The sequence below is a fragment of the Streptomyces tateyamensis genome, from assembly GCF_003205575.1.
Taxonomy (GTDB): domain Bacteria; phylum Actinomycetota; class Actinomycetes; order Streptomycetales; family Streptomycetaceae; genus Kitasatospora; species Kitasatospora tateyamensis.
The window spans coordinates 51667-75554 of the sequence record NZ_PYBW01000005.1; the positions used below are offsets into that span (position 1 = coordinate 51667).

26 protein-coding genes and 1 riboswitch are annotated in these 23888 nt (G+C 71.8%); of the genes, 14 read left to right on the plus strand and 12 right to left on the minus strand.

Annotated features, from left to right (window positions below):
- Positions 1-9: 9 nt before the first annotated feature.
- Positions 10-2205 carry a catalase/peroxidase HPI gene (gene katG / locus C7C46_RS00915; protein ID WP_110664591.1) on the minus strand — a complete coding sequence of 732 codons (2196 nt, stop codon included), beginning with the start codon at positions 2203-2205 and terminating at the stop codon, positions 10-12.
- A gap of 244 nt (positions 2206-2449) precedes the next feature.
- Here katG and C7C46_RS00920 point away from each other — a divergent pair, with 244 nt between their 5' ends.
- From C7C46_RS00920 to C7C46_RS00930, 3 genes are all read left to right on the plus strand, one after another.
- Positions 2450-2860 (plus strand): Fur family transcriptional regulator, encoded by a 411-nt coding sequence (locus tag C7C46_RS00920; RefSeq protein WP_110664592.1) that lies wholly within the window; start codon positions 2450-2452, stop codon positions 2858-2860.
- Between the two features lie 117 nt (positions 2861-2977).
- A complete protein-coding gene (locus C7C46_RS00925; RefSeq protein WP_110664593.1) occupies positions 2978-3751 on the plus strand; it encodes a pirin family protein in 774 nt (257 codons plus the stop codon).
- 134 nt (positions 3752-3885) lie between these two features.
- Entirely contained in the window at positions 3886-6480 is a 2595-nt protein-coding gene (locus C7C46_RS00930) for an SCO7613 C-terminal domain-containing membrane protein (RefSeq protein WP_110664594.1), read from the plus strand.
- 66 nt (positions 6481-6546) lie between these two features.
- Here C7C46_RS00930 and nicT read toward each other — a convergent pair whose 3' ends face one another.
- A complete protein-coding gene (nicT, locus tag C7C46_RS00935) occupies positions 6547-7650 on the minus strand; it encodes a Nickel transporter NicT (RefSeq protein WP_425470002.1) in 1104 nt (367 codons plus the stop codon).
- A gap of 40 nt (positions 7651-7690) precedes the next feature.
- Positions 7691-7923, minus strand: a riboswitch (cobalamin riboswitch).
- A gap of 95 nt (positions 7924-8018) precedes the next feature.
- On the opposite strand from nicT, the gene C7C46_RS00940 reads away from it, so the two are divergent.
- Positions 8019-8384, plus strand: coding sequence for an ArsR/SmtB family transcription factor (locus C7C46_RS00940; protein WP_110664596.1), 366 nt, complete (start codon positions 8019-8021; stop codon positions 8382-8384).
- 36 nt (positions 8385-8420) lie between these two features.
- Here the strand turns inward: C7C46_RS00940 and C7C46_RS00945 are convergent, their stop codons facing one another.
- Entirely contained in the window at positions 8421-9359 is a 939-nt protein-coding gene (locus C7C46_RS00945; RefSeq protein ID WP_110664597.1) for an AraC family transcriptional regulator, read from the minus strand.
- Positions 9360-9414: 55 nt separating this feature from the next.
- On the minus strand, positions 9415-10338 hold the full coding sequence (locus tag C7C46_RS00950) for an NADP-dependent oxidoreductase (RefSeq protein WP_110664598.1): 924 nt from the start codon (positions 10336-10338) through the stop codon (positions 9415-9417).
- A 296-nt stretch (positions 10339-10634) separates the two neighbouring features.
- Between C7C46_RS00950 and C7C46_RS00955 the strand changes: the two genes are divergently transcribed.
- The 3 genes from C7C46_RS00955 to C7C46_RS34665 all read left to right on the plus strand — a co-directional run bounded on the left by C7C46_RS00955 (position 10635) and on the right by C7C46_RS34665 (position 12177).
- Positions 10635-10937, plus strand: coding sequence for a hypothetical protein (locus C7C46_RS00955; RefSeq protein WP_110664599.1), 303 nt, complete (start codon positions 10635-10637; stop codon positions 10935-10937).
- Positions 10938-11227: 290 nt separating this feature from the next.
- Positions 11228-11638, plus strand: a complete 411-nt coding sequence (locus C7C46_RS00960) for a hypothetical protein (RefSeq protein ID WP_146258946.1) — start codon at positions 11228-11230, stop codon at positions 11636-11638.
- 389 nt (positions 11639-12027) lie between these two features.
- Positions 12028-12177, plus strand: a complete 150-nt coding sequence (locus C7C46_RS34665) for a hypothetical protein (protein ID WP_181442122.1) — start codon at positions 12028-12030, stop codon at positions 12175-12177.
- A gap of 61 nt (positions 12178-12238) precedes the next feature.
- Here C7C46_RS34665 and C7C46_RS00965 read toward each other — a convergent pair whose 3' ends face one another.
- From C7C46_RS00965 to C7C46_RS00985, 5 genes are all read right to left on the minus strand, one after another.
- Positions 12239-13042, minus strand: coding sequence for a maleylpyruvate isomerase family mycothiol-dependent enzyme (locus C7C46_RS00965; RefSeq protein ID WP_110664666.1), 804 nt, complete (start codon positions 13040-13042; stop codon positions 12239-12241).
- Positions 13043-13469: 427 nt separating this feature from the next.
- A complete protein-coding gene (locus C7C46_RS00970) occupies positions 13470-13829 on the minus strand; it encodes a hypothetical protein (RefSeq protein WP_146258947.1) in 360 nt (119 codons plus the stop codon).
- A 73-nt stretch (positions 13830-13902) separates the two neighbouring features.
- A complete protein-coding gene (locus tag C7C46_RS00975) occupies positions 13903-14112 on the minus strand; it encodes a DUF397 domain-containing protein (RefSeq protein ID WP_110664602.1) in 210 nt (69 codons plus the stop codon).
- A gap of 31 nt (positions 14113-14143) precedes the next feature.
- The gene (locus tag C7C46_RS00980) at positions 14144-14356 is read right to left on the minus strand and encodes a DUF397 domain-containing protein (protein ID WP_110664603.1); all 213 of its coding nucleotides are present in this window, start codon (positions 14354-14356) and stop codon (positions 14144-14146) included.
- Positions 14353-15099, minus strand: a complete 747-nt coding sequence (locus C7C46_RS00985; RefSeq protein ID WP_245983969.1) for a helix-turn-helix domain-containing protein — start codon at positions 15097-15099, stop codon at positions 14353-14355. The genes C7C46_RS00980 and C7C46_RS00985 overlap by 4 nt, the downstream gene beginning before the upstream one ends.
- Before the next feature lie 496 nt (positions 15100-15595).
- Between C7C46_RS00985 and C7C46_RS00995 the strand changes: the two genes are divergently transcribed.
- From C7C46_RS00995 to C7C46_RS01010, 4 genes are all read left to right on the plus strand, one after another.
- On the plus strand, positions 15596-15790 hold the full coding sequence (locus C7C46_RS00995) for a hypothetical protein (RefSeq protein ID WP_110664605.1): 195 nt from the start codon (positions 15596-15598) through the stop codon (positions 15788-15790).
- A gap of 482 nt (positions 15791-16272) precedes the next feature.
- Positions 16273-16464, plus strand: a complete 192-nt coding sequence (locus C7C46_RS01000) for a hypothetical protein (protein ID WP_110664606.1) — start codon at positions 16273-16275, stop codon at positions 16462-16464.
- Positions 16465-16687: 223 nt separating this feature from the next.
- Positions 16688-17428: a hypothetical protein gene (locus tag C7C46_RS01005; RefSeq protein ID WP_146258949.1), complete on the plus strand. Its 741-nt coding sequence runs from the start codon at positions 16688-16690 to the stop codon at positions 17426-17428.
- Positions 17425-17763, plus strand: coding sequence for a winged helix-turn-helix domain-containing protein (locus C7C46_RS01010; RefSeq protein WP_110664608.1), 339 nt, complete (start codon positions 17425-17427; stop codon positions 17761-17763). The genes C7C46_RS01005 and C7C46_RS01010 overlap by 4 nt, the downstream gene beginning before the upstream one ends.
- Before the next feature lie 108 nt (positions 17764-17871).
- Here C7C46_RS01010 and C7C46_RS01015 read toward each other — a convergent pair whose 3' ends face one another.
- Entirely contained in the window at positions 17872-18774 is a 903-nt protein-coding gene (locus C7C46_RS01015) for an NAD(P)-dependent oxidoreductase (protein ID WP_342775356.1), read from the minus strand.
- Between the two features lie 76 nt (positions 18775-18850).
- Here C7C46_RS01015 and C7C46_RS01020 point away from each other — a divergent pair, with 76 nt between their 5' ends.
- A complete protein-coding gene (locus C7C46_RS01020; protein ID WP_110664610.1) occupies positions 18851-19405 on the plus strand; it encodes a CGNR zinc finger domain-containing protein in 555 nt (184 codons plus the stop codon).
- A gap of 82 nt (positions 19406-19487) precedes the next feature.
- Here C7C46_RS01020 and C7C46_RS01025 read toward each other — a convergent pair whose 3' ends face one another.
- Complete coding sequence (locus C7C46_RS01025) at positions 19488-20465, minus strand: alpha/beta hydrolase (RefSeq protein ID WP_245983975.1); 978 nt, start codon at positions 20463-20465, stop codon at positions 19488-19490.
- Between the two features lie 232 nt (positions 20466-20697).
- Between C7C46_RS01025 and C7C46_RS01030 the strand changes: the two genes are divergently transcribed.
- Entirely contained in the window at positions 20698-21198 is a 501-nt protein-coding gene (locus tag C7C46_RS01030) for a MarR family winged helix-turn-helix transcriptional regulator (RefSeq protein WP_110664611.1), read from the plus strand.
- The gene (locus C7C46_RS01035; protein WP_110664612.1) at positions 21189-22460 is read left to right on the plus strand and encodes an MFS transporter; all 1272 of its coding nucleotides are present in this window, start codon (positions 21189-21191) and stop codon (positions 22458-22460) included. The genes C7C46_RS01030 and C7C46_RS01035 overlap by 10 nt, the downstream gene beginning before the upstream one ends.
- A 108-nt stretch (positions 22461-22568) precedes the next feature.
- On the opposite strand, the gene C7C46_RS01040 is transcribed toward C7C46_RS01035, so the two are convergent.
- Positions 22569-23822 (minus strand): AMP-binding protein, encoded by a 1254-nt coding sequence (locus C7C46_RS01040; protein ID WP_110664613.1) that lies wholly within the window; start codon positions 23820-23822, stop codon positions 22569-22571.
- Positions 23823-23888 lie beyond the last annotated feature (66 nt).

The window sequence follows — 23888 nt, forward strand, 5'->3', positions numbered from 1 at the left end:
CGGGGTCGCTCAGAACCGGTCCAGCTCCATGACCTTGCTCCACGCCGCCACGAAGTCCGTGACGAACTTCTGCTTGGCGTCGTCGCTCGCGTAGACCTCGGCCAGCGCGCGCAGCTCGGAGTTGGAGCCGAACACCAGGTCCACCCGGCTGCCGGTCCACCTGACCCGGCCGTCGACCGAGCCCTCGAAGGTCTGCGAGTCCGCCGAGGTGGGCGCCCAGGTGGTGCCCAGGTCCAGCAGGTTGACGAAGAAGTCGTTGGTCAGCTGCCCGGGGTTCTCGGTCAACACGCCCAGCGAGGACTGCTGGAAGTTGGCGCCCAGCACCCGCAGGCCGCCGACCAGCACGGTCAGCTCGGGGGCGCTCAGGGTGAGCAGGTTGGCCTTGTCCAGCAGCAGGTACTCGGCCGGCAGCCGGGTGCCCTTGCCCAGGTAGTTGCGGAACCCGTCGGCGACCGGCTCCAGCGGGGCGAAGGACTCGGCGTCGGTCAGCTCCTGGGTGGTGTCGCCACGACCCGGGGTGAACGGCACCTCGACGGCGAAGCCCGCGTCCTTGGCGGCCTTCTCCACGCCCGCCGCGCCGGCCAGCACGATCAGGTCGGCCAGCGAGACCTGCTTGCCGCCGCTCGCCGCCGCGTTGAACGAGGACTGGATGCCCTCCAGGGTGCGCAGCACGCCGGCCAGCTGGTCGGGCTCGTTGACCTCCCAGCTGCGCTGCGGCTCCAGCCGCAGCCGGGCGCCGTTGGCGCCGCCGCGCTTGTCGCTGCCGCGGAACGAGGAGGCGGCGGCCCAGGCGGTGGAGACCAGCTGGGAGACCGTCAGGCCGGAGGCGAGCAGCTGCTCCTTGAGCGCGGCGATGTCGGCCGCGTCGACCAGCGGGTGCTCGACGGCCGGGATCGGGTCCTGCCAGAGCAGCGTCTCGCTGGGGACCTCGGGGCCGAGGTAGCGGGCGATCGGGCCCATGTCACGGTGGGTCAGCTTGAACCAGGCGCGGGCGAACGCGTCGGCGAACTGCTCCGGGTGCTCCAGGAAGCGGCGCGAGATCGGCCCGTAGACCGGGTCCAGGCGCAGTGCCAGGTCGGTGGTGAGCATGGTCGGCTGGTGGGTCTTGGCCGCGTCGTGCGCGTCCGGCACGGTGCCCGCGCCGGCCCCGTCCTTGGGCTTCCACTGGTGGGCGCCGGCCGGGCTCTTGCTGAGCTCCCACTCGTAGCCGAACAGGGTCTCGAAGAAGGTGTTGTCCCAGGTCTTCGGGGTCGGGGTCCAGGCGCCCTCGAGGCCGGAGGTGATGGCGTCGCCGCCGACCCCGGTGCCGAAGGAGGACTTCCAGCCCAGGCCCTGCTGCTCGAGCGGGGCGCCCTCGGGCTCCGCCCCGACGTGGTCGGCCGGGCCGGCGCCGTGGGTCTTGCCGAAGGTGTGGCCGCCGGCGATCAGCGCCACGGTCTCCTCGTCGTTCATCGCCATCCGGTGGAAGGTCTCGCGGATGTCGCGGGCGGCGGCGATCGGGTCCGGGTTGCCGTTGGGGCCCTCGGGGTTGACGTAGATCAGGCCCATCTGGACCGCGCCGAGCGGGCTCTCCAGGTCACGGTCGCCGGTGTAGCGCTCGTCGCCGAGCCAGGTGCTCTCGGGGCCCCAGTACACGTCCTCGTCGGGCTCCCAGACGTCGGCGCGGCCGCCGGCGAAGCCGAAGGTCTCGAAGCCCATCGTCTCCAGCGCAACGTTGCCGGTCAGCACCATCAGGTCGGCCCAGGACAGGCTCTGGCCGTACTTCTTCTTGACCGGCCACAGCAGGCGGCGGGCCTTGTCCAGGTTGGCGTTGTCCGGCCAGCTGTTCAGCGGGGCGAAGCGCTGCTGGCCGGCACCGGCGCCGCCGCGGCCGTCGCTGATCCGGTAGGTGCCGGCGCTGTGCCAGGCCATCCGGATCATGAACGGGCCGTAGTGGCCGTAGTCGGCCGGCCACCACTCCTGCGAGCTGGTGAGCACCTCGGCGATGTCCTGCTTGACCGCGGCCAGGTCCAGGCTCTGGAAGGCGGCCGCGTAGTCGAACTCCTCGCCCAGCGGGTTCGCCACGGCGGGGTTCTTGGCCAGGATCTTCAAGTTCAGCTGGTCCGGCCACCACTGGCGGTTGCCGCCGCCCTGGGTGGGGGGCGGTGCACGGCCATGGGCGACCGGGCAGCCGCCGGCGGCCTGCGCGTCAAGGTTCTCAGACATGGGTATTCCTTCCGGACCAGCAGATCAGTGCGGGGAGCGGCACTCGGTACTCGGGAGCGGTCGTTCGGTCACGGTTCCGTCTCCCGCCTGTACTGGAAGCCTTCAGTCCCTTGGCTACCATCGGAACCGATCCTAGTATGGACGAGTTCCAAGTCAAGAAGGACATCAAGTCCGGATCGAATCGGAGTCAGATCCTCCGCTGATAAAGTTCGGGGATCCCATCGGACCTGAATAGGTGACCCATATGAGCGACCTGCTGGAGCGACTGCGTGGACGCGGCTGGCGGATGACCTCCCAGCGGCGTGTCGTTGCGGAGGTCCTGGACGGCGACCACGTGCACCTGACCGCGGACGAGGTGCATGCCCGGGCCACCCAGCGGTTGCCCGAGATCTCCCGCGCGACCGTCTACAACACGCTGGGCGAGCTGGTCTCGCTCGGCGAGGTCATAGAGGTGTCCACCGACGGGCGGGCCAAGCGCTACGACCCGAACGCCCACCGCCCGCACCAGCACCTGGTCTGCTCCAACTGCGGCACCATCCGCGACGTGCACCCGCTGGGCAACCCGCTGGCCGACCTGCCGGCCGGCGAGCGGTTCGGGTTCACCGTGTCGGCGGTCGAGGTCACCTACCGCGGGCTCTGCCCGAACTGCGTCTGAGCCGGGCGGCACCGCCGCCGTCCGGGTCCGACGGTCCGCCCGGGTCCGACCAGGAATAGTTGAACCGTAAACTTGTTGTCGTCTCCGCAGCCGTCTCCCCCGGACGAAGGAACGACCATGACCCGCACCACCGCACTGACTCCCACCGTCGACGTGCGGCGCGCCGCCGACCGCGCCGCCACGAAGATCGACTGGCTGGACTCCAAGCACTCCTTCTCCTTCGGCGGCCGGTACGACCCCGCCAACACCCACCACGGCCTGCTGCTGGTCAACAACGACGACCGGGTCCGCCCGGGCAGCGGCTTCGAGACCCACCCGCACCGCGACATGGAGATCGTCACCTGGGTCCTGCAGGGCTCGCTGGTGCACCAGGACTCCACCGGGCACTCGGGCGTGATCTACCCCGGCCTGGCCCAGCGGATGAGCGCCGGCACCGGGATCCTGCACTCCGAGAAGAACGACTCCTGGCGCCTGAGCGGCGGTCCCAGCCACACCGAGCCGGTGCACTTCGTGCAGATGTGGGTGGTCCCCGACGAGCCCGGCACCACCCCCGGCTACGAGCAGTTGGAGATCGAGAACGAGCTGCTGGCCGACGGCCTGGTCCCGGTCGCCTCGGGCATGGCCAAGCACGACGGCGAGAGCGCGATCCGGATCCGCAACCGCTACGCCGCCCTGCACGCGGCCCGCCTGCAGCCGGGCCACAGCGTCGACCTGCCGGACGCCCCCTTCCTGCACCTGTTCGTCCCGCGCGGCCAGGTCGCCCTGGAGGGCGTCGGCCCGCTGGGCCCGGGCGACGCGGTCCGGTTCACCGCGACCGGCGGCATGAAGGTCACCGCGGTCGAGCCGGCCGAACTGCTGGTCTGGGAGATGCACGCCACCGTGGCGGCCTGAGCGGAGCCGGGCCGCGGAGGCCCGGGGCGTGAGCGGCGCCGGCGCCGGGGCCGGGCCCCGGCGCCGGCGGGGCCCCGGAACCTGAGTATCCGTACCCATGTGCGCCGGGGCCCGGCGCCGTCACACTCTGAGCCATGGTCACGCCCTCGCCTGCCTGCCCGGACTGCGGTGCGCCGCTCCCGGCCGAGTTCACCACTGCCTGCCCGCAGTGCGCACTACCGCTGACCGGTGCGGCGGCGGGCGCCCTCTGGCAGGTCACCCTCGCCCTGCACGGGGTGGAGCGCCACCGCGCCGAGCTGTTGCGCCAACAGGCCGAGCTGCTGGCCGCGTTGCGGGCCCAGCGGGACACCCGGCAGTCCGGGCCGGCGCGGCCCCCGGCGTCCCCCAGGTGGGCGCCTCCTCCGGTGGCCCCCGGCTGGGCGCCGCCGGCCGGCTGGGCGGCGCCCAGCGGCTGGACGACTCCGGGCAGCCGCGCAGCCGAGGTCTCCGGCCGCTCCGCGCAGACCGTGCTGCTGGTCCTCGGCGGCCTGCTGGTCGGCATCGCCGCCCTGGTCTTCACCGTGGTCAACTGGGGCAGCCTCGGCCTGGCCGGGCGCGCCGCGGTGCTGCTCGCGGTCACCGGCTGCGCGCTGGCCCTGCCGCCGCTGCTGCGCCGGCGCGGGCTGACCGCCACCGCGGAGGCGGCCGGCACGATCGGCCTGGCCCTGCTGCTGCTCGACGCCTACGCCGCCCGGGCCGGTGGCCTGGCCGGTCTCGGCTCGCTCGACGGCGCCGGGTACTGGGCCGGGGCAACGGCCGTCGTCGGCCTCGGCGGGCTCGGGTACGGCTGGTGGCTGCGGCTGCGCCTGCCGCTCGTGCTGGGCTTCCTGGCCATCCGGGCCGTGCTGCCGCTGGCCCTGCTGTCGGCCGGGGTGGTGGACTTCCAGGCCTACGCCACCGCACTGGTCGCCACCTCGGTCCTGGACGCCTTGCTGCTGCTCCTGGCGAACCGTGCGGCGGCCCGCACCCGGCTGGGCAGCCGGGCCCCGGAGCGTTTCGCGCTCGTCGTCGCGGTCGGGTGGGCGCTGCTCGGCGGGCTGGTGGCGGCCGGTGCAGCCGTGTTCACCGACCGCCTCGCCGAGGCCGCCGTGAGCTGGGTCCCGCTGGGCCTGCTCGCGCTGCTGGCGGGTACGGTCGCGGTCCGGCTGCGGGACCGCGGTGAGCGGGCCTGGCCCGTCGGCGCCGCCGCCGTCGCCGGGCTGGCGCTGGTGGCGGCCGGCGGCGGGACGCTGCGGCTGCCGCTCGGCGCGCACTGGGCCGCCGTCGGCTACCAACTGACCGGCTCGGCACTGGTGCTGGTCACCGTGCCGCTGCTGCACCGGACGGACCCGCGGCTGCGCGGGCTGCCCGGCCTCGGCGCGGTGGGCGCCCTGACGGCACTGGCCGCCGCACTCGCCGCGCTGACCGGCCTCGGGCCGGCCCTGCGGGCGCCCACCGTCCAGGCCGGCCGGGTGTGGGGTCAGCACCTGTCCGGCTCCTGGGCCTGGCCGGTGGACGGGGCCGCGCTCACCGGCCTCGCGCTGCTCGCCGCGCTGCTGGCCGTGGTGACGGTGCTTCGGATCCCCGGTGCGGCGAGCGGGTGGCCGGCGGCCGGTACGGCCGTGGTGGCGGTGCCCGTACTGGCCCTGCTGCCGGCCATGTTCGGCCTGCCCTACGCCCTCGCGGTGGCGGTCGCCCTGCTGCTGGTGCTGGCGGCGGCCGCCGGCCTGCTGCTGCGACCGGGGCACCCGGCGGCAGTGGCGATGCTGTTGACCGCCCTGGTGCTCGCCCTTGACTGGGCGTCGGCTGACCGCACCGCGAGCCTGCTCACGCTCGCCCTCTGCACCCTGCTCGGCGCGACCCTGGCCTGGCGGCTGCGCGCGTCCGCCCAGCTCGCCCCCTCGGCCGCAGTCGGCACCGTCCTCGCGCTGGCCACGACGGCGCTCGCGGCGACCGACACCGCCGGCCTGTCCGCACCGGTAGTGCTGCTGACGGTGCTGGCCGTCGCCCTCGCCACCGCGCCGGCGGCGGCCCGGCTGGCTCAACTCGCGGCACTGTCCCGTGCGGTGGAGTGCACCGGATACGGCCTGGCCGCCCTCGCCCTGGCCCTGCTCACCGCGCACCCCGAGCCGCTGGTGCTGGGCCTGGCCGCCGGTGCGGTCACCGCGCTCGGCGTGGCGCTGCGCGCCGACCGGCGCCCGGGTGCCGGGTACGTGGGCGCCGGCCTGGCCCTGCTCGCCTGCTGGGTCCAACTGGCGCTGTGGCACGTGCACAGCCCCGAGCCGTACTCGCTGCCCCTGGCCGCCGCCGCCCTGCTCGTCGGCCGGGCCCACGCCCGCCGCGACCCGGCCCCCTCCTGGACCACCGACGGCCCGGGCCTGGCCGCCGCCCTGCTGCCCAGCCTGCCGGCCCTCTGGCTCGCGGACAGCAGCCACTGGCTGCGCCCCCTCCTGCTGGGCACCGCCGCCCTGGCCGTCACCGTGCTCGGCGTCCGCCTGCGCCGTCAGGCCCCCCTACTCCTCGGCGGCACCGCCCTGCTCCTCACCGCCGCCCACGAACTCGCCCCCACCGTCCTGCACGCCCTCGGCCTCCTCCCCCGCTGGATCCCCCTGGCCACCGCCGGCCTCCTGCTCCTCACCCTGGGCGCCCGCTACGAACAACGCCTTCGGGACATGCGGCGGCTGGGGCAGACACTGCGTCAGTTCAGCTGACTCGAAGGCCTTGCAACGCCCGTACAACCCCGGAGTTCGCTCCCCTAGCAGTGACCTGGCGGAGCATCAGCTCTTGGCCGCCCACTTGGTCTCGACCTTGGCCAGCCGCCAGTACCCCAGCGCCACCGCCCAGACCGCCACGAAGATGCCGACGATCACGAATCCGACGTTGTTCAGGTCGACCCCGGAGATCCAGCCGGTGACCGGGTCGGTCAGGTCGAGTTGCTCGTGCAGCACGCCGACCAGCTCGATGGTCCCGATCAGGAACGCCACCGCGATGGACAGGCCCGTGATGGTGAGGTTGTAGTAGACCTTGCGGGCCGGGTTGGCGAAGGCCCAGTGGTAGGCGAAGTTCATGAAGGTGCCGTCCAGGGTGTCGAACAGGCTCATCCCGGAGGCGAACAGCAGCGGCAGGCAGAGCACCGCGTACCAGGGCAGCCCGGCGGCGGCGCCGGAGCCGGCCATCACCATCAGGGTGACCTCGGTGGCGGTGTCGAAGCCGATGCCGAACAGCAGGCCGATCAGGTACATCTGGCCGGGGCGGGTGATCGACTTCGTCAGCCGGCCCAGGATCCGGTTGACGAAGCCCCGGCTGTCCAGGTGCTTCTCCAGCTCGTGCTCGTCGAACTGGCTGGCCCGCATCGCCTTGAACACCCGGTAGATCCCGGCCAGCGAGACCACGTTGAGCGCGGCGATCAGGTAGAGGAAGCCGCCCGAGACGCTGGTGCTCAGCACGCCGAGCAGCTTGTGGGTGCCGGAGGCGTCGTCGGTGAGGGTGCCGACCACCTTGGCGCCACTGGCGATCAGGCCGGCCAGCACCACCACGATGCTGGAGTGGCCGAGCGCGAACCAGAAGCCGACCGAGACCGGGCGCTTGCCGTCGGCCATCAGCTTGCGGGTGGTGTTGTCGATCGCGGCGATGTGGTCGGCGTCGAAGGCGTGCCGCATGCCCAGGGTGTAGGCGGTGACGCCCAGGCCCAGGCCGAACACCTGGGTGCCGACGGTGTAGTGGTGCGGGGCCACCATCGCGATCAGCACGGTGAAGGCCGCCACGTGCATCGCGACGATCACCGCCAGCAGGCCGCCGGTGCGCAGCCAGTCCTTGCGCTCCCAGCGCAGCGCGGGGGGTCTGGCGCTGCCGCGGTCCGGGACGGCGACGGTTTCGGGCATGGTCATAGGGGGGCAGCCTCTCCAGCACCTCGTGGATGGGTCATCGTGCGGTGCCGTGGCCGGTCTCCTGGCTGACGGGTTCCCTTCCGCGGACGGAGTGGCGTGCGCCCGCACCTGGCCTTCCCGGACACCGCGGTGTCCAGTGACCGCCCGCACCCCGAGGGCGCGGACTCGATGCGGGAGCTCCCGATCACAGTGGCGAGGGCCGCTCCGGACTCCTGTGACGAGCACAGTGCACCGGTCTTCCCGAACACCACGGCGGCTCCACCGTAGAGGTGACAGCCGCTCACCCACAAGCCTGCACAGGTGTGCAGGTGTTTCAGGTGGCGCAGGTCACGCCGGGAGCCGGGTGGTGAATGATGGACCCCATGCACCTGGTCCCCGAAGAGCGCGCCCACCGGCGCCCCATCGACGAGCACACGGTCTGCGCGGCGGTCGCCGGCATCGGTGAGCCGCAGGCCGTCCGGGTCTGGGCCGACCGCTTCTCGCTGCTCGGCGAGCCGGGCCGGCTCGCGGTGCTGCTGGCCGTGCACCGGGCCGGGCCGATCGCGGTCACCGACCTGGCGCTGGCCACCGGGATCAGCGAGACCGCCGTCTCGCAGATCCTGCGCCTGCTGCGGGTGGCGGGCGCCGTGACCGCCGCCAAGGAGGGCCGGGTGGTCCGCTACCGCCTGGACGACCCCGACCTCGCCCGGCTGCTCGACTCGGTGCCGCCGCTGCCGGGCGGCCACTGACTGCGGATCAGCTCGGCCCGCGCGCCTGACGTACCGTCAGGCCGCCTTGCTGCGAAGGCGGTAGCTGCCCGGAGCCAGTCCGTACTCGCGCTTGAAGGCCTTGCCGAGCGCGTACTCCGAGCCGTAGCCGGTGCGGGCGGCCACCGTGCTCAGCGGGGTGTCGCCCTCGCGCAGCAGGCGGGCCGCGGTGGTCATCCGCCACCGGGTCAGGTACGCCAGCGGCGGTTCGCCGACCTGCGCGGTGAACCGGCGGGCGAACCCCGCCCGGGACAGGCCGACCCGGCCGGCCAGACCCGCCACCGTCCAGGCCGCCGCCGGGTCGGCGTGGATCGCGGTGAGCGCGCCGGCGATCGCCGGGTCGCTCAGCGCGGCGGCCCAGCCGCGGCCGGTGGTGGTGTCCTGCTCGTCCAGCCAGGCCCGCAGCACGTAGAGCAGCAGCGCCTCGACCAGCAGCGGCACGATGCCGCTCGACCCGGTCCGCGGGTTCTCCAGCTCGCTGCTCAACAGCTGCACGGCGGCCGACAGTTCGGGATGCCGGCCGGGGCGGGCCGGCAGGTGCACCACGGCCGGCAGGTGGCTGAGCAGCGGGTGCGGGCGGTGCTGGTCCAGCTGGTACGCCCCGCAGAGCAGCCGGGAGAGCGCGCCGTCCCCGCCCAGGGTCACGCTGCCGATCGGCGAGTCCGGCGGGACCGGGTTCGCGCTGACCGGGGAGAGCGGCGAGCCGGGCTGGTCGGCGAGGATGTGCCCCTGGCCGGCCCGCAGGAAGACCACGTCCCCCGGGCCGAGCGGGACCGGCGCGCCGGCGCCCGGGGTGCCCTCCAGCGGGACCAGCCAGCAGGTGCCCTGCAGCACCACGTGGAAGCCCGCGCCGGAGACCGGCGGCAGCCGCAGCCCCCAGGGTGCCCGCCCCTCGGTGCGCACGGACGTCGCGCGCCCGGTCCGCATCGAGCTCAACGCCTCGCTCAGCACGTCCACCGCTGCTCCTTCTCCCTCACCCCGGTCCTGGTCCCGGTTCCGGGCCTCGTTCCGGTCACACCGTCAGGACGATCTTGCCCTGTGTGTGGCCCTGCTCGAGCTGCTGGTGCGCCTTGGCCGCCTGGGCCAGCGGGAAGACCGCGTCGATGTACGGGCGCAGCAGACCCTGGTCGACCAGTGCCGCCAGCTCGGCCAGCCCGGCGCCGTCCGGCTCGACCGAGATCCCGACGAAGCGCCGCCCGGCCGCCGCCACCTCGGCGGCGAGCTCCTGGTCGCGGTGCTCCAGCAGGCTCACCAGCGCGCCGCCGGGGCGCAGCACCCGCAGCGAGCGCGCACCCTCGGCGTTGGAGTCCAGCACCACGTCCACGTCGCTCAGCACGGTCGAGAAGTCCACGGTGCGCGAGTCGACCAGCTCGTCGGCGCCCAGCTCGCGCAGGAAGTCGTGGCGGGCCGCACTGGCCAGCGCGATCACGTGGGCCCCGCGCGCCTTGGCGATCTGCACCGCGAAGTGGCCCACCCCGCCGGCCGCGCGGTGGATCACCACCCGGTCGCCGGCCTTGATGCCCGCGCCGAGCACCAGCCCCTGCCAGGCGGTCAGCGCGGCCAGCGGGAGGGCAGCGGCGTGCACGTGGTCCACGCCGGCCGGCTTGGCGGCCAGCTGGTCGGCGGGCGCCAGCACGTACTCGCTGTAACCGGCCGCCTGCGCCGGGAAGTGCGGCATCCCGTACACCTCGTCGCCCACCGCGAACGCCGCCCCGGGGCCGGCCTCCTCGACCACTCCGGAGATGTCCCAGCCGAGCGCGAACGGCGGCTCGCCCAGCAGCGGGAGCAGCCCGGACCGCACGGCCGCGTCCACGGGGTTCACCGCGCTCGCGTGCACCCGCACCAGCACCTCCCCCGCGCCGGCCTGCGGCCGCTCGACCTCCATAAGCTCCAGCACCTCGGGGCCGCCGAAGGACTTCTGCACCACGGTACGCATGATCTCTCCTCGTTGATCGAGCCCTGCTCGACCTGCTCGTTCTGCCCGACCCGGCGTCGAACGAGATCAACGTTAGGGATGCCGACTGAGACGCTGAATGGCCGATGATCCACCATGGATGTCCGAGCGTCTACGCGCCCTGGACGGCCGGCCATGTCAGCCACTGTCCGTTCTGCCCCGCTACTACCCTGGACTAGACCAATTCCAGCGACTATGGTGCTTCGAGGGCCCCCGGTCGGCCGGCCCGCGAGAACCAGGGCCGGCCAACGCACAACCAGCTGCCCCAGGAGCGCGCAATGGCTCTTGCTGTTCCCCCCACCTCGGCCGACTCCGACGCGGACCACCGCACCGTTCACCGCCCCGTCCCGCCCCCGCGCTCCTGCCGCGCCGGCGACCTGGGCCTGCCGCTCTGGCTGGTCACCATGCCGACCAGGCTCACCACCGGGGCGCACGGCACCCAGACCTTCGCCGTCCGCGCCCTCACCATCCCGGACGCCATCGCCACGGCCACCGCCCTCGCGCACAGCCATCAGGCCGCCACGCGCCGTCGGGGCGCCGAGATCGACCCCCTGGGCGCTTGCGCTGCGCCGTTCCACTGAGTAGCGGGTGATCGAGCACGGTGCGCGGGTTCCGGCCGGCCGTGCCCTGAGGTAGGCGCGCGTACCGCGGCCGCCGGACGCTGCCCCGCGACACCCCGTACCGAATGCGGGAGTTCGCACTGGTGGACCACAGCGGGAACGTGCTGCGGCGAGGCATCCTGCTCGCTCGCCGCGCATGCGGATCCCCAATGTGACCGACATTAGAGCAGCGCGCTACCCCTGCGCCGCCAATCCCCTCGATCCAGTGAAGATGCGCATGCCAGGAATGCCGTTCGGGCATGCTGGGCCTCGTGACCAAGACTCAGACCGCGCCGGCGCAGCCCGTCGGCAGCACGCTCCCCGCACCAGCGGACCAGCGCGCCTTCGCCGCACCACCACGCATCGTCAACGACCTTGCCCGCGACCTGGCCGGCGCCGCCGCGGCCGCCCGCGCGATGCAGCCCGGCGCGGGCGATGTCACTGTCTCCGCCTACACCGCCGTGGTCTGCACCGGCGCCACCGTCCGGGACGCCCTGCTGGAGGCCGCCCGCTGGTGCCACGAGGCGCCCGCCGCCGAGGTGCACGCCAGCAGCCTGGCCCGGGTCCCGGGGCACCGCGAAGACCTCTGGGAGTACACCGTCACCCTCACCGTCTCCTTCCCCGACGAAACCGGCGTCCCCACCGGCCAGTCCCACCACAGCTCCCGCCTCCGCCCGGCCTGAGCGACTGGCATATGCAGAAACGGTTCAGCAGCCGCCTCGGCTGCCGACCGGACCGCCCCGGTCGCCTCGCGTTCGACGCCCGGCAGGCCCAGCAGCACCTCGTCGCCCCGGACACAACTCGCAGCCGTGAAAACCGAGTCGAGTTCACACCCTGCCGACAAGGCCCCGCGACAGGATCCGCCCCGCCCCAGCCCCCACCACGCGACCTGACCGACTGCATCACCCAGCCCCCTGACCGACTCGACGCCGACCGCCCCGAGCCCCTCGCGGAGCTCCCTCCCGGCCCACCGTCCGGGCCGCGTCCATACCGTCGGACACGTCCGGGTTGTCGCCGAATCAGCTCCCCGCCGTGCGCATCAGGGCGCGGGCTGCGGTCACCTGCCCTGGCGGTGAAGTTCAACGCCCTGCTCACCAACCGCCAGATCTTCCACAGCACCCTGGACATCGCCCAGGTGGTGCGCGAGGACCCCGGCCGGCCCATCACCGTCACTCCCCTGGACTGGCGCCGCCGCCTCGTCGGCCAGGGCCGGCCTGTGTGATGTCGCCGTTGCCGCGCTGACCGCGTCTGGCACCGGTTTCGTGGCGGTGGACGCCTCCCGGTCAGCCGGCTACGTGGGCTGTGTTGTCGACCCACTGCTGAGCGAGGTCGGTGTCGCCGTCGACGCTGACCCCGGCGGCGACGCGGTCGGTGAGAGGAAGTCGGCGGGTCAAGATCAACAGCAGCGAGCGCGCCGGGCCGGTCACCGTGACATCGGCCTGCTGGGTCCCGGGCTTCCACACCGCCCCGTCAGGCCGCCGTTCGACGAACCAGGCGCCCGCATTCTCAAAGGTGTCGGTGGCCAGCCACTGCAAGGTCTGCCCCGTGCCCCGGATGGCGTGGGCGGACTCGGAGCGCTGCATCTCCCACGTGGGGGAGGTGAGCATCGCAAGGTGGTGGCTGATGAGCGCGGCTGCGACGTCAGCGTCGATATCGGCCGGTCGGCCCGCCGCGTCGGCTGCGTCGAAGCCGTGGACGACCGCCTCGTTGAGCATGCTGGACAACCAGAACCGCGTCCCGGGCCGCCCGTCGGCCGCAGGGTTGAAGACCGGTGCGTCGAGCGCCTCGTCCGAGCACGCGCTCACGACCCGCTGCGCGGACTCCGACAGCCATGCCTGCCACTGGCGAGGGTCGGTGGGGGACACGGCAAACTCCGTCGGCAACTGCGTGGGGTCGGTGATGCGCCGTTCGATGATCTCCGCGACCCAGTGCTGGGTTTGGCCCACGTGCGTGACCAGGTCGCAGACGGTCCACTTCGGGGCTGTCGGCACGGCCGCGTCAGGACCGGCCTCAGCGGCTGATTCCGCCAGACGCCGGGTGTGTTCGACAAGCGCTAGCCGGGCCTGCTCTGCGTTCAGCTCGGTCATGGACTGCCCTTTCCGGAGGTCATGGTGCTGTGTGTGACACGCCGTGTCGGGCAAACTCATCGGCGGCCAGCAGATCGGGATGCCAGGCCGCTCGCGGATCGCTTCCTGGCCCGTCATCCGTCGGTCGGATCCTCGAAGAGTTGGACTCGGCGCGCGGGTCCGAGGGGAGAGGCGATTGCCTCGTCCTGTCGGCCCACTCAGTATGGAGCGAGGGACCGACAACCCATCAGATCGGTTGCGCTGGCGACTCGAACACGGTCACGGACGTAACTGCGGTGCCGTGGACACGCCCCCCGCGGCATCGCCCACTCGCCGACGCCGACCACCCGCGGCCGCCGTCGCGGAGCTGATGGTTGCCCTGACGCATTGACGTCCGACGCCGCTTGGGTGCCGCGCGCCCTGAACCGCGAACCGTCGGGACGGACCCTCACCGCGGCGGGCTCGTGATGTAGTTCGTGACTCCCATCGAGCCGGCGGTCAGCGGGCAGCCCTGGTTGGTACACGGCCCGGCGGCCTGCCAGCCCGTCTCGAAGAAGTGCACCTCGTGGCAGTACAGGCCGAAGCACGGCCGGGTGGTACTGGACGCCGTGGCGGCTGCCGCGGACGGCGTCGCCGGATGCGTGTGGGTCAGCCAGTTCTTGAACTCGTCGAAGGTGTGGAAACCGAAGAAGCCGGCGACTGCCAGGGCGGTGCCGATCCCCAGGTAGCCGAGCCTTGAGACTGCGTCGCCGCCTACCCCCCCGGAGCACCACCCTCGCCCACCACCGGACGACGGTGTTGGCAGCACCCGCCGGCCCGCCTCTGCCCGGGTCGAACCGTCGGCCGCCCTGCGCCGCCGGCCGACCCGGGCCAACGCCCCGTCAGCCGACGCCGAGCCCGCCGGCCCGCACCTCGGCAACGAACGCCCGCCACGCCCCACATCCGAACGCCAGCATGCCGCCCTCGGCGTCCTTGGAGTCACGCACCGGGACCACACCCACCCGAGCAGCCTCGGACGGCGCCCACTCGATGCACTCTCCGCCAGTCTGGCTGTAGGACGACTTCACCCACGCCACGTCAGCAACCGTCATCACTCTTATCCCTTCGAACGGTGGCGACCCGTCAGTTGGTGCCGAACTCTCCCGCCTGCACCCCGGCGACGAACGCCTGCCACGCCCCACGTCCGAACGCCAGCGCGCCACCCTCGGGGTCCGTGGAATCCCGCACCGGGACCACACCCAGCCGAGCGGCCTCGGACGGCGCCCACTCGACGCAGGCTCCGCCGCTCTGGCTGTACGACGACTTCACCCACACCACGCCGGTGACCTCTATCATTCGTATCCCCTTCGGACAGTGCGGATCACCCTGAGCGAAGCCACGGTTGAGAGCGACTCCACCGGAAGCTGATCGTAGTCCCTCTCCCAGCCCGCGCATGTGGCTGGAGCCCGCTCCAGGTACCCGCGCGCGTGAGTCTCCGTATAGCCGACCAAACTGCGGTCCGGGAGATACAGCAAGAACACCGGGAAGACAAACGGATTCAGCTCACCAAGACTGAGCGGCGCGACCCGCATCGTGATGTTCGGTCGTGCGGACAGCTCCACCAGGTGGTCCAGCTGAGGACCCATCACCTCCGGGCCGCCGACCACCCGGGTAATGCAGGTCTCGTCCATCACGGTGTAGATGAGCGGTGGCTTCCGTCGCTCCAGCACCCGCTGCTGCCGCGCCGCCAGGAAGGCAACTCGTTCGTCCGCCTGGTCCTGCGTGATGCTGCCTCGTCGAACGGCCGCCGCTGCCAGGGCAGCGGCATACTCCGGAGTCTGAAACAGGCCGGGGATCACGCCCGTCTCGAACGACCGCAGCTTGCGGCACTTGGCCTCGCAGTCGGCGAACTCCTCGAAGCCCTCCAGCAGGGCCGTGTTCTTGATCCGCCGGTACAGCTCGACGAAGGTCCCACCCGTCTCGAACACTTCATCGGCTTTTACCGCGAATTTCGGTGTTGGTAGGCGGTTCACTCGTTCGATGAAAGAGATGGCGGTGTCCGAGTAACCCATCCGCCGGCCGAGTTCGACCTGGGACACCCACGCGCCCGCCGCAGCCTGCGGAGTTCCGTCGCGAACCGGACTGACGGAGATGACGTGACGTCAGTCTCGTAAGCTTCCAAGACCATTCCTGGATTTTACCCGCCGGTCCATTGCGGGTGAAAGCCCTAGCTTTCAGCCATCTCCGAGCCAATCCTGGTAACCGATCGACTACGGAGAGGAGTGCACCCATGGCACCGCGGACCAATCCGCCCAACACCCCGCATTCACCCCAAGTAGGCGAAGTCGTCGCCGACTTGGGACACGAGGGACGTCAGGGGGTCTATATGGGCCGACTGCGCGGCCGCGCCTACCTGCGCCCGCTCGGCGGCGGGATCGAGTGGGACACCGACCCTCGCAACCTCGAACAGCTCTCCGACCCCGCGCAATTGGTGCAGGTCAGCACCCGCAGCAGGCCTCGCTCCCCCGAACGCGTCCGCCTCCCGGGGCCTGCCCCGGCTTGATCCGTACCCTCATCAGCCCAGGAAAGACCGAAGTGAACCCCTACGGCAGCTTGCCGTTCCCCGACCCCGTGCCCGACTGCACCGAGTGCGCGACCTTCCGCCGCCGGCTCGCCGAGGTCAGCCTCGACGACTCCGCCGCTGCCGACGTGCGCGTGCTGTGGCGCCGGCACGCTGCGGAGCGGCACGGCCAGCAGTTCTCGATCCTTCAACACCCGCCTCAGCAATAGGCTTCCGAATGCCCAGCCCCGCCAGCACCACACCGCCCCGGCTCCCGTGCTTCCCTCCCCCGCACTGCGACCGCTGCCACACCGTCCCCCTGCTCCCGGTCCGCATCGGCGCCCTCCCCACCCTCACCGGCCCCGCCCTCCCCCTCTGGGCCTGCCTACCCTGCGCCCCAACACTGCGAGTCCTGCTGGGGTCGCCGCCGGGGCTCGAACGGCCAGATCCCCGTGGCCGGCCATAGGACCCAGCACGTGTCCCTGCCCTGCTCAGCCCCGCCCAAGGGCTCGCCCACCGCTTGCGCTGGTCACACCGGCCACGCCGGCAGCGAGCCTGCGTAGTGCGCCCGTGTCATCACTCCAGGCAGCCCGCCGCCCATCCGCCAAGCTCAGGATCTCCGCCTTGAGTACTACTGGCTTGTCAGACCCGCGCGCCATCGTCGAGCGGCTTCCGGCTGGTCCTCACGCGCGTGAGGAGCCGTCTCGACGAGATGCAGGAGACTCCAGGCCACGCCGAAGCATTCGTCGTGGCCGAAGCACTGCGCCAAGGCATGGCCCTCTTCGTCGGTCACGGGACGCTCAATGAGATCCAACAGAGCTCCCGCGCGTTCAACGGCATCCGCAAGAACCTCGTCCGGCTCACCGTCTTCGACTGTTCAACGCCGCTGCGTTTGGCGTGGTGAGCGGGATGCAAGTCCGTTTGGTGCTGTGCCTGCGTTGTCGGACGTGCTCACGAGCACCGGCGGTCTGTGCCGGGTGCGCCGCAGATTCGGCTGACGCCCAGGGGGCTCGCTCAGCGACCGTGCAGGTCGACAGGAACGAGCACGTTCAGCCGAAGACTCAGGCCCGCAGTCTCTTGTCAGAATTGGTTTGCGATGCAAACCTAACTGCATGACAGATGCATCGGTGCCATCACCCAGCTCCCCCCGCGAGGTGCTCTCCAGCCTCGGCGAGCTGACCCGCCGTGTCCGTTCCGCCCAGCGCGGTACCTGGTTCCCGCTGCTGCTGTTCGGGGTGCTCACCCTCGGCGGGATCCTGGTGGACCGGCTCACCTTCACCCTCCAGACGGTCACCTGCTCCCCCGCCCCCGGATCGGCCGACATCGCCCCCGCGAGCTGCACCCTCGCCAGGCAGGGGTCACCGGTGTACTGGACGCTCGGGGTCGCCCTGGCCTACGGCGCGACCGCGTACTTCTACGTACGCCAAGCCCGCAGCCGTGGGGTCGGCAGCCCGGTCCGACCGTACGTCATCGCCGGCGCCGCCCTCCTCGCCTTGGTGGCCGCGACCACGTTCTGGGCCACCCGGCACGGGGTGCCGGCGCCCAGGACCCCGATCGACTTCTTGGGTCTGCACCTCGACCCCGCCAGTGAGTTCACACAATTCCTCGAACGGTTCACCGGAGAAGCCGCGACCATCGGGCTGCCGCTGCTGGTGCTCGCCTGGGCGGAGCGCAACCGCGCGCTGCTGTCCTTCGCGTTGGCCTACCTGCTCGTGGAGCTCGCCCCGATCTCCACCGGCTGGGCGGGAATCTCCGCCACCTCACCCTGGTCGGGCCTGCCCCGGCTCGCCCTCCCCGCCGGGTTCCTGCTGCTCGGGGCGCTCGGGTTCGCCCTGGCCCAGCGGGCCCGTCAGCGTGACGCGTCATGACCACCGAACCTGATCAGCACCCCGTCAACTCCCTGGACGACGTGGTCCACCAACGCGTCCGTCTGGGCATCCTTACCGTCGCCCGCCAGGCCCGCCGGGTCGAGTTCGGTTTCCTGCGCACCACCCTCGGCCTGACCGCCGGCAACCTCAGCCAGCACCTGACGGTCCTGGAGAAGGCCGGTCTGGTCCACATTGAGAAGGGCTACGAGGGCAAGCGCGCCCGCACTTGGCTCTCCCTCACCCCGGCCGGGGACCGCGCGCTGAGGGATGAGGTGGCCCAGCTGAAGCGGCTCATCGAGCAGATCGAGCAGGGGGGCTGGCCAGTGGCAACCTGAGTCCTCGTCATACCCAACGCACCGTCCCGTGCTGCGGGCGTGCTCATCGACGGGACCGCCCGGTTGCGCTCGCGCCACGCAAGATGACCAACCGTCGGTCCTCGGAAATCACCGCGGTTGCTGCTCGGCGATGACTGCCCAGTCGTCCGCCCCGCGGCCGTCGGCGATGGCCTGATCGAAGATAGCGCGCAGCAGTTCACCGATCGGAAGCGGTGTGTCCTGGTCGGTCGCTGCGTCGAGTGCGAGGTGGAGGTCCTTGCGGCCCAGGACGGTGGTGAATCCGGCCGGCTGGTAGCGCCGTTCAGCGATCATCGATCCGTAGCCGGTGTAGACGGGTCCCGGGAAGAGGGTTGAGGTCAGCAGCTCGACGAACTGGCCGGCGTCGACACCGGCGCCTTCCGCGAGACCGACGGCCTCGCCCATCGACTGGATCGCGCAGGCGATCAGGTAGTTCCCGAGGATCTTCACGATGTTGGCTTGCTCCGGACGGTCGCCGAGCCGCCAGGTCCGCGAGCCGATCACGTCGAAGAACGGCTGCACCCGATCGATCAGGCCGTCCTTGCCGGCCGCAAGGATGTTGAGTGCTCCGGCTTCGGCGACCGGAACCCGGCCGAAGACCGGTGCCGCGAGGTACGCGACACCGTGCTCCGCGTGCGCTGCGTCCGCCCGGCGAGCAAGGCCCGCGCTGACTGTCGCGAGGTTGACGTGAATGGTCCCGCCCGGGGTCTGCGTGAGAACGCCGGAGTCGAGGAACGTCTCGGCCACAGCCCTGTCGTCGGACAGCATCGAGAAGACCACCGGCGAGTGCATCGCCTCCGCGACCGAGGCGGCTCGACGGGCACCCGCGGCGACGAGTTCGTCCGCGGGCCTGTCGGAGCGGTTCCACACCACGACCTCGTGGCCTGCCTTCACGAGGTTGTGTGCGATGGGCCGCCCCATTGCTCCCAGACCGATGACCGCGATGCTGTCCACGTGGAGAATCCTTCCCATGAACCGTCTAAGACGGTTCATGGTGTCATAGGGTTACCATCCTGTCGAACCAGCTAAGACGGTTCGAAGGTGCTGTCGCTTGCTGTGGAGGCTGGGAATGACCGGGGAAGTACGTCGTGCGTTCCGCATGGACAACGAGGTCCTGGCCTTCCGGTTCACTGCCACGGTCAGCGATCGGGCCAGTACGGCGCCGCGCGAGCGGCTGACCGACCCGGCCTGGCTGAAGATGTGGCTGCAGGCCACCGGGCTCGACGTCACGGACGTGTCGCCGCCTGATCTGAAGGACGCCGTCGAACTGCGTGAGGCCATCTACCGCGTCGGGTCAGCACTCGCCGCAGGCGAACCGGCCGACTCGAAGGATGTCCGCACCCTCAACCTGGTCGCCGCCGCCGGGCACGCCAAGGCCGCGCTCGAACACGGTCTCGCAGGATGGCACTTGACCGAGACCACGCCGGTCGGTGACGCGCTCGGGGTGCTGGCCACGGAAGCCATCCGCATCCTCGGAGGCCCCGAGCGCAGCCGGATCAAGAACTGCGAAGGCCCAGGCTGCGCGGGACTCTTCCTCGACACCAGCCGCGGGGCCAACCGCCGTTGGTGCTCCATGAACACCTGCGGCAACAAGGTCAAGAAGTCCCGACTCGCCGAGAACTGACCCACCAGCCGGTAGGGTGCTGGGCGGCGCCACCCGCGTCTGCGGCCGGCGTTCCGCGCACGCCGGCCGGAGACGTCAGGGCTCACCACTCGTGCAGGCTGTCCCGCAGGGTGTCGCCGGCCAGCCTGAGCGCGAGGTTGTTGGCGGCGGTGTCGCGCAGGCTGTCCAGCATCATGAAGTCGTGGACCATTCCGAGGACTCGAACCGCCGTGACCGGGACGCCTGCCGTGCGGAGCTTGGCGGCGTAGGCCTCGCCCTCGTCGCGCAGCACGTCGGCCTCGTCGGTGATGACCAGGGTCGGGGGCATGGGTCTGAGCTGGTCCAGGGAGGCACGGAGCGGTGAGGCGTGGGGGTCGGCGCGCTGGGCGGGGTCGGCGGTGTACTGGTCCCAGAACCACTTCATGCCGTCGAGGGTGAGGTAGTAGCCCTCGGCGAACTGCTGGTAGGACTCGGTGTCGAAGCTGGCGTCGGTGACCGGGTAGAGCAGGACCTGGCACTTGAGGGTCAGTCCGCCGCGCTCGGCGTTCATCATCGCGAAGACGGTGGACATGTTGCCGCCGACGGAGTCGCCGCAGACCGCCACGTGGGCGGGGTCGAGGTTCTTCTCGTGGCCGTGGTCCTTGAGCCACTGGCCGACCGCGTAGTTCTGCTCGATCTGCGTGGGGTACTTGGCCTCCGGCGCCCGGGCGTAGACCGGGAAGACCACCGCGGCGTTCGCGCGCACCGCCAGCTCGCGTACGAGCCGGTCGTGGGCGCCCTCGTCCCCGAAGACCCAGCCGGCGCCGTGGATGTACATGATCACCGGTAGCACGCCGGTGGCACCTTCGGGGCGGATGATCAGGGTGCGGAGGGTGCCCCAGGTGCCGGCGTCGACCTCGGTCCACTCTTCGTCGACGGCGGGCTTGTCGACGCCCGCGCCGGTCTGCAGACCGGCCAGCGTGTCGCGGCCCTCGGCCGGGGCGACCTCGTAGATGCGCGGGTGGGGATCGGAGGCCTGGGCCAGCTCGGTCGCCGCAGGCTCCAGCACGGGGGTGGACGACATGCGGGAGGACGTGGCCATAGGGGCCTCCTCGATGGGATGAACGCGGCGAGCCGTCGTGGCCACCGTCGGCACCATCCTCTTCACACGCCCTTGTCCGGCGCGTGCCGGACCGTCTGGCAGCTGAGCCACCCGGGTGAACCTTCCGCCCGGCAGCGCCCCCTGACGAGCAGTCCGAGGCCGGCCCTCAGCCTCAGACCGGGTCATGGCGGTATCGTAACAGCACTTATATAAGTGCTGTTACGATACCGCCATGACCACCAACCAACCCCCGGACCCCACCCACCACAGCCGCTGGCGCCCCCTGCGTCTGCTCCAGGCGGCCATGGACGCCGATATCGGCCGGGTCTACCCCGAGCAGCCGATCGAGGGGCTCAAGCCCAGCTTCGTGATGGAGCTGCTCCGGCTGCACGCCTGCGGGCCGATGACCATCGCAAAACTGGCCGAGTCGGTCCAGCGCACGCACTCGGCGCTCAGTCAGAAGGTGGCCGCGATGCGGGCGGCCGGGTGGGTGCAGACCGTCGTGGGCGAGGATGCGCGGACCAAGAGGGTGGCGCTCACCGACAAGGGCCGCGACGTGGTGGGCCGGCTCGCGGCGGAGTGGCGGGCCACCGAGGCTGCGCTAGCCGAACTGGAGGCGGAGATTCCGTACCCGCTCTCCCAGGTCGTCACCGACATCGAGTGTGCGCTCGAGCGCCGCAGTTTCCACGACCGGATCGCCGAGAAGCTGGCGAAGGATCCCGCATGGGGCTGAAGCACACGCTGATCGACGTGACGCCGTTACGGTCGTCGCCACCCTTCCGCCGGCTGTGGGTCGGGCAGACGCTGTCCGGCTTCGGCAGTCAACTGACCCTGGTCGCGGTCATGTTCCAGGTCTGGCAGCTGACCCGCAGCCCGGTCTGGACGGGTGCCGTCGGACTGGCCCAGGCGGTTCCGCTGGTCGCACTCGGGCTGTTCGCCGGCTCGCTCGTCGACCGGGTGGACCGCCGGAGGTTCTACCTGGTCACCATCGGCGGGCAGGCCGGGTGTTCGCTGCTGCTCGCGCTCCAGGGGTTCCTCGGGCACGCTCCGGCCGTCGCGGTCCTGGGGCTGGTGGCCCTCCAGTCCTGTTTCGGCGCCGGCAGCGGGCCCGCCTCGCGCACCTTCCTTCCACACCTGCTGCCCGAGCGCCAACTGGCGGCGGGCCTGGCCCTGCGGCGGATCGCGTTCCAGGGCGCGATGCTGCTCGGCCCTGCCCTGAGCGGCCTGCTGGTGGGCGGGCTTGGCGTCGGTGCCTGCTACCTGATCGACGCCCTGACCTTCCTCGCCGCGCTCCACGCCGCGTACGGCCTGCCGCAGCCGGCCCCCGTGGACGAGCCCGCCCAGGCGGCCCGCCCCGGCCTGCGCGGCGTGCTGGACGGCCTGGCCTTCCTGACCCGCACGCCCGTCATCCGCGGGGCCCTGCTCACCGACCTCGCCACCACGCTGCTGTCGATGCCCGTCAGCCTGTTCCCCTCGATCAACGCCGAGCGGTTCGGCGGCAGCCCCCGCACCCTGGGGCTGTTCCTCACGGCCATCGCGGTCGGCGGCGTGGCGGCGTCACTCTTCTCGGGGACCTTCACCCGGCTCCCCCGCACCGGCCTGGCCATGATCGGCGGGTCCGCCACCTGGGGCGCGGCGCTGGCCCTGTTCGGCTTCGCGCGCAACCCGTGGGCCGGCCTGGCCTGCCTCGCCGTGGCCGGCGCGGCCGACACCGTCTCCGTCGTCTCCCGGAGCACCGTCGTCCAACTGCACACCCCGCGCGAGCTGCTCGGCCGGGTCAGCGCTGCCGAACAGATCGTCGGACAAGCCGGACCCGACCTCGGCAACCTGCGCGGCGGCCTCGTCGCGAGTGCTACCTCGGGCACAACGGCCCTGGTCAGCGGCGGACTGCTCTGCCTCGGCGCCGTCGCGGTGGTGGCCGCCACGACGGCAGGTCTGCGCAGTCCCGCCACCACACCCATGCTCAGCCGCCCTGCGGCGCAGAGCACTCCGTGACCTGGTCCTCCGTCAGGTAGTCGCACGCCCGCTCCCGGCGGCGATCACGACCCACCGGACACCACACGTCCTCCCAGACGAATCGCCGGACTCACCGGCCTCCCCTCGCTACACCGGCCGCTCGTCCACCACCTGCTGCAACTTGCCGGTGCGCGGGTTGGTGACCAACTCGGCGCGCGGGACCCACTCCACCCGCAGCGGGTGGATCCGACCGGCCTCGGCCTCCTCCCGGTAGAGCGGCCGGGCGGCGTACACCGCGGCGACCAGCTCCTCGGCCAGGTCGGCGGGCGGCCGCTCGACGCAGCCCAGCCGCAGGACCAGGCCGTCCCGGTTCTCCCAGCGGCGCTGGACCAGTTGGATGCCGGAGATGTGCTGTCCGGGGTCGGCGGCGACCAGCACCCCACGGGTGTCCTCCACCCCCATGGTGACGGTCCCGACCCGGGCGCCCTCGATCGAGCGGCCGACCAGACGGAACCGGCGCAGTTCGCCGTCCACCCACTCGGCCCGGTCACCGGCCGGGTAGCGCAGGATCGGCATCAGGGTGCGGAACAGGTTGGTGACCAGCAGGCGGCCCGGGACCCCGGGCGTGGTGATCGGCTCGCCGGTCAGGTCGTCGACGATCTCCACCACGGTGCGGTTGGCGAAGGCCTCGTGCACCCGCACGTCGTCGCCCGGCACCGGGCCGGCGACCAGGCCCGCGTCGACCGAGGCGTAACCGGCCGAGGAGATGGCGGCCTTGGGGAAGGCCCGGGTCAGGATCGGGCGCAGGTCGGCGAAGAGGATGTCGCCGGCGAACAGCAGCAGTTCCACCGACTCGGCCACCTGCCCGTGCTGGAGCAGGTGTTCGGCGACCGCGCTGAGCCGCATCGGCTCGCCGGCCAGTACGTGCACGCCGAAGTTGTGGATCAGGTCGACCACGAACGCGTCCGGGGCGGAGCCGGCCACGGGCAACCGGACGTTCTCCACCGGGGCGGCGTGCAGCGCGTGTTCGATGTAGAGGAAGCTGCTGTAGAGCTCCCCGGCCCAGAACAGGTTGGCGACCCGGTGCCCGGGCCGCAGCCCGGCCTGCACCAGGCCGGCGCCGAATGCGGTGACGGAGTCGGCGTGTTCGCTGCGGGTCCAGGGCGAGACCTTCGGCCTGCCGGTGGTGCCGCCGGTCGTGTAGACCCCGGCGTCGCTCAGCGGGCCGGTGAGCAGCTGGTTGTCCGGCCAGGTGTTGGCGGCCCAGAAGGCCTTCTGGTCGATGATGGGCAGTTGGGTCAGGTGGGTCACGGTCGCGGGCACGTCGCGGTAGAGCTCGGCGTAGAACGGCGAGTTGCGCCGGGCGTGGTCCACCAGGTCCTGCAGTGGCTTCGCGGGCAAGAGGGTCTCCGAGTAGGTCGGTGGGTCAGTCCTGGGCGCTCGGTACAGGGCGCTCGGTCCTGAGTG

What these genes read in the sequence shown, in the direction of transcription:
- katG (WP_110664591.1), bottom strand. Translation starts at nt 2,205, where the DNA reads ATGTCTGAGAACCTTGACGCGCAGGCCGCCGGCGGCTGCCCGGTCGCC.
- C7C46_RS00920 (WP_110664592.1), top strand. Translation starts at nt 2,450, where the DNA reads ATGAGCGACCTGCTGGAGCGACTGCGTGGACGCGGCTGGCGGATGACC.
- C7C46_RS00925 (WP_110664593.1), top strand. Translation starts at nt 2,978, where the DNA reads ATGACCCGCACCACCGCACTGACTCCCACCGTCGACGTGCGGCGCGCC.
- C7C46_RS00930 (WP_110664594.1), top strand. Translation starts at nt 3,886, where the DNA reads ATGGTCACGCCCTCGCCTGCCTGCCCGGACTGCGGTGCGCCGCTCCCG.
- nicT (WP_425470002.1), bottom strand. Translation starts at nt 7,650, where the DNA reads ATGCCCGAAACCGTCGCCGTCCCGGACCGCGGCAGCGCCAGACCCCCC.
- C7C46_RS00940 (WP_110664596.1), top strand. Translation starts at nt 8,019, where the DNA reads ATGCACCTGGTCCCCGAAGAGCGCGCCCACCGGCGCCCCATCGACGAG.
- C7C46_RS00950 (WP_110664598.1), bottom strand. Translation starts at nt 10,338, where the DNA reads ATGCGTACCGTGGTGCAGAAGTCCTTCGGCGGCCCCGAGGTGCTGGAG.
- C7C46_RS00955 (WP_110664599.1), top strand. Translation starts at nt 10,635, where the DNA reads ATGGCTCTTGCTGTTCCCCCCACCTCGGCCGACTCCGACGCGGACCAC.
- C7C46_RS00965 (WP_110664666.1), bottom strand. Translation starts at nt 13,042, where the DNA reads ATGACCGAGCTGAACGCAGAGCAGGCCCGGCTAGCGCTTGTCGAACAC.
- C7C46_RS00975 (WP_110664602.1), bottom strand. Translation starts at nt 14,112, where the DNA reads ATGACGGTTGCTGACGTGGCGTGGGTGAAGTCGTCCTACAGCCAGACT.
- C7C46_RS00980 (WP_110664603.1), bottom strand. Translation starts at nt 14,356, where the DNA reads ATGATAGAGGTCACCGGCGTGGTGTGGGTGAAGTCGTCGTACAGCCAG.
- C7C46_RS01000 (WP_110664606.1), top strand. Translation starts at nt 16,273, where the DNA reads ATGCAGGAGACTCCAGGCCACGCCGAAGCATTCGTCGTGGCCGAAGCA.
- C7C46_RS01010 (WP_110664608.1), top strand. Translation starts at nt 17,425, where the DNA reads ATGACCACCGAACCTGATCAGCACCCCGTCAACTCCCTGGACGACGTG.
- C7C46_RS01015 (WP_342775356.1), bottom strand. Translation starts at nt 18,774, where the DNA reads ATGAACCGTCTTAGACGGTTCATGGGAAGGATTCTCCACGTGGACAGC.
- C7C46_RS01020 (WP_110664610.1), top strand. Translation starts at nt 18,851, where the DNA reads ATGACCGGGGAAGTACGTCGTGCGTTCCGCATGGACAACGAGGTCCTG.
- C7C46_RS01025 (WP_245983975.1), bottom strand. Translation starts at nt 20,465, where the DNA reads ATGGCCACGTCCTCCCGCATGTCGTCCACCCCCGTGCTGGAGCCTGCG.
- C7C46_RS01030 (WP_110664611.1), top strand. Translation starts at nt 20,698, where the DNA reads ATGACCACCAACCAACCCCCGGACCCCACCCACCACAGCCGCTGGCGC.
- C7C46_RS01035 (WP_110664612.1), top strand. Translation starts at nt 21,189, where the DNA reads ATGGGGCTGAAGCACACGCTGATCGACGTGACGCCGTTACGGTCGTCG.